At 63.8% G+C, this 686-nt stretch carries 1 pseudogene; it reads right to left on the bottom strand.

Going from position 1 to position 686, the window contains the following annotated elements:
• Positions 1 to 686 (bottom strand): annotated as a pseudogene (locus A3730_RS32300) (RND family transporter); the annotation flags it as partial.

Here is a 686-nt window from a genome sequence, read left to right as displayed (position 1 = left end):
CACCGGCCTCGCTGGCAAAGGGGTCACCGTCGGCAAAAGGATCGGCGCTGTCTGCCGCGAAAGGGTCACTGCTGGCAAAGGGATCCGCGTTGCCAGCCTCGTCAGGGCTGTCAGAGGCAAACGGGTCGCTGGGGCTGTCCTCCATGCTGTCACCGTCCCAGCCGGTGGCGGGTTGGTTGAGGGCGGCTTTTTGCGCGGTTGTGGCCTTGGGCGCATCGATGACGATATCCAGTGGGGTGGTGCCGCCCAGTTTGCGATCGATCTGAAGCATGCCCTGATAGATTTCCGTGTCTTTCTGGAAGTAATCAATGAACCGGTTTTCCACGGTCAGGCGGCTGACGCCCCACAGGGAGGCGACGATCACGGCCAGCGCGACGATCAGCAGAATGGGCCGGCGGCGCTCGGTAAAGCCGGCGAAGGCCAGGGTCAATTCCCGGCTGAGATCACGCCCTTGCCGGGGTTGGCCGGCGGATAGCGGGGCCAGCAGGGCGGGGAACACCAGAAAGCAGACGATCAGTGACACGCCCAGGCCCAGGGTCATCATCCAGCCGAAGTCGATTACCGGGCGAATGCCGCTGATGACCAGCGAGGAGAAGCCCACCATGGTGGTGAGGATCATGTAGATGCTGGGGCGCATCATGTGGGCGGCGGTCTCGCGGATCAGCCATTTCTGGCTGGCGTCCGGG

This window comes from Alcanivorax sp. HI0044, from assembly GCF_001634945.1.
The sequence above is the reverse complement of the archived record's forward strand: the minus strand, read 5'-3'. Positions and strand labels throughout refer to the sequence as shown.